The 2,587-nt window shown below is 63.9% G+C and carries 1 protein-coding gene and 1 pseudogene; one reads left to right on the top strand and one right to left on the bottom strand.

The features are described from left to right. Window positions 1-1,011 (bottom strand): annotated as a pseudogene (locus E5W87_RS32950) (two-component sensor histidine kinase); the annotation flags it as partial. 223 nt (window positions 1,012-1,234) lie between these two features. On the opposite strand from E5W87_RS32950, the gene E5W87_RS32955 reads away from it, so the two are divergent. Then, on the top strand, window positions 1,235-2,566 hold the full coding sequence (locus E5W87_RS32955; protein ID WP_292407372.1) for a dicarboxylate/amino acid:cation symporter: 1,332 nt from the start codon (window positions 1,235-1,237) through the stop codon (window positions 2,564-2,566). Window positions 2,567-2,587 lie beyond the last annotated feature (21 nt).

Below are 2,587 nucleotides of genomic sequence, written 5' to 3' on the forward strand. Positions count from 1 at the left end.
GTACGCAGCAAGACCAAGCAACGGGACAATGACGCCGAGCGCAAGGAGCCGCATTTCACGGACCGCGGCGGCGATCGGCGCCTCGGCCGGGACGAGATAGTCGAGCCGCCAGGGGGTCGAAGGGACTGACGTTGAAAGCCTGAGATATTCCGCGTCGCTGCCGCCGGGCGTCACCGCGTGAACGATCGATACGTCCGGGCTGAGTGCCTGGGGGCGCGTGATCGGCAACGGCATCAGCGGTGCGTCGCCGAACTGCTGGCTGTTCTGAATGGCGGCAAGGTCAGGCCCGGCAAGCCGCCCGGTCGTCATGAAGCGCCAGGACGGCACGCTGGTGATCAGCACGACGCCCTTCTCGTCGCTGACATAGGCCGGCCGGTTTGCCTCGTGCCAGTCGGCTTCGAGCTGATCGAACTCCGCCTTGACGACGACGACGCCGAGCGCGGCAGCATCGCCGACGCGGCGCGAGATGTAGAGACCGGGGCGTTTGCTGACATTGCCGAGCGCGAAATATTCGGCAGTTCCGGCCTGCATCGCGCCGGAGAAATAATCGCGGAACCGGTAGTCGTTGCCGACGAAGCTGATCGGCTCGCGCCAGTTGCTGGAGGCGATCGCCAGCCCGTCGGTGCCGATGACATAGAGCACCGAAGCCTTGGTGCCGGAGACCAGCCCTTCAAGCTTGCGGTTCAGCACGTCAGCTGCAGCAGCACTTTTCTGTGACAGCGCGTCATGCACCTGCTGGTCTTCCGACAAAAGCAGGGGCAGGGCGCGCGGGCTTTCCAGCACAGCGCGCAGCAGCGCGACCTTCAGATTGGCGTCGGTGCGGCCTTGCGCCGCCAGCGTGCCGACCTCGGCGGTGCGGCCATAGAGGCCGGCGCCGTAAAGTACGGCCGTGGCGATCGCAAGGGAGATGGCTGCAAACAGCAGCCAGGCACGGCGCGCTCGCCTGCTGAGTTGCTCGGGCGTCGACGACAAGGCAGCGGCGGGGCGTTGCAGCATCACCCATTTGTGCATGATTTCGCACAAAGCACAATTCGACTATGCGAATATCCGCACTTTCCGAGTGCGAAACGACCTCGTGAGTTCTGGAATATTCAATAAAATCAAAGTGTTGGATATTTTCCGCGCACTTGGCACGGCAGTTGCAAATACGAATTCGGCGGTCGCGAGGCTGCTGGGGGTCAATGCAATTGCTCCGGGAGGTCGAGCTTTCGATCGGAGCACAATGGAGGACGTCATGCAGACAGCACTCGCTGCCGCCGAGCCGCGCGGCAAACTTCCCTTCTACCGGCATCTCTATGTGCAGGTGCTGGCGGCGATCGCCGCCGGCGTGCTTCTCGGCCACTTCTATCCCGAAACCGGTGAGGCGATGAAGCCGTTCGGCGACGCCTTCATCAAACTGGTGAAGATGGTGATCGCGCCGGTGATCTTCCTGACGGTGGCGACCGGCATCGCCGGCGTTTCAGACCTGCAGAAGGTCGGCCGCGTCGCCGGCAAAGCGATGATCTATTTCCTGGTGTTCTCGACGCTGGCGCTTGTCGTCGGTCTCGTCGTCTCCAATGTCGTCCAGCCCGGCGCCGGCATGCACATCAACCCGGCCACGCTCGACCCCGCCAAAGTAGCGACCTTTACCGAGAAGGCGCATGACACCACCATCGTCGGCTTCCTGATGAACATCATCCCCGACACCATCACTGGCGCTTTCGCGAAGGGCGACATACTGCAGGTTCTGTTCTTTTCGGTGCTGTTCGGCGTGGCCTTGGCCATGGTCGGCGATCGCGGCCGTCCGGTCGTCGATTTCCTGCAGGCGCTGACCACGCCGATCTTCCGCCTCGTCGCCATCCTGATGAAGGCGGCACCCATCGGTGCCTTCGGCGCGATGGCCTTCACCATCGGCAAATACGGCATCGGCTCGATCGCCAACCTGGCGATGCTGATCGGCACATTCTACCTCACCGCACTGCTGTTCGTGCTGGTGGTGCTTGGCGCGGTTGCCCGCTACAACGGCTTCTCGGTCCTGGCGTTGATCCGCTACATCAAGGAAGAGCTGCTGCTGGTGCTGGGCACTTCGTCCTCGGAAGCGGCACTGCCGGGCCTGATGGCCAAGATGGAACGTGCCGGCTGCAACCGCTCGGTGGTCGGGCTGGTCATCCCGACCGGCTATTCCTTCAACCTCGACGGCACGAACATCTACATGACGCTGGCCGCGCTGTTCATAGCGCAGGCGACCGATACGCCGCTCACCTTCGGCGACCAGATCTTGCTGCTCGCCGTCGCCATGCTGAGTTCCAAGGGTGCCGCCGGCATCACCGGCGCCGGCTTCATCACGCTGGCCGCGACGCTCTCGGTGGTACCCACAGTGCCGGTCGCCGGCATGGCGCTGATCCTCGGCGTCGACCGCTTCATGTCGGAGTGCCGGGCACTGACCAACTTCATCGGCAACGCAGTGGCGACCGTGGTCGTGGCGCGCTGGGAAGGGGAACTCGACCAGACCAAGTTCGCTGCCGCGATGGCCGGCGACTTGCCCGAGGAAGCCGACCTGTCGCTGCCCGGGCTGCAGCCCGCCTGAGTGTTCAGGCTATCAGCACGC

It is taken from the genome of Mesorhizobium sp. (assembly GCF_004962925.1).
GTDB lineage: Bacteria > Pseudomonadota > Alphaproteobacteria > Rhizobiales > Rhizobiaceae > Mesorhizobium.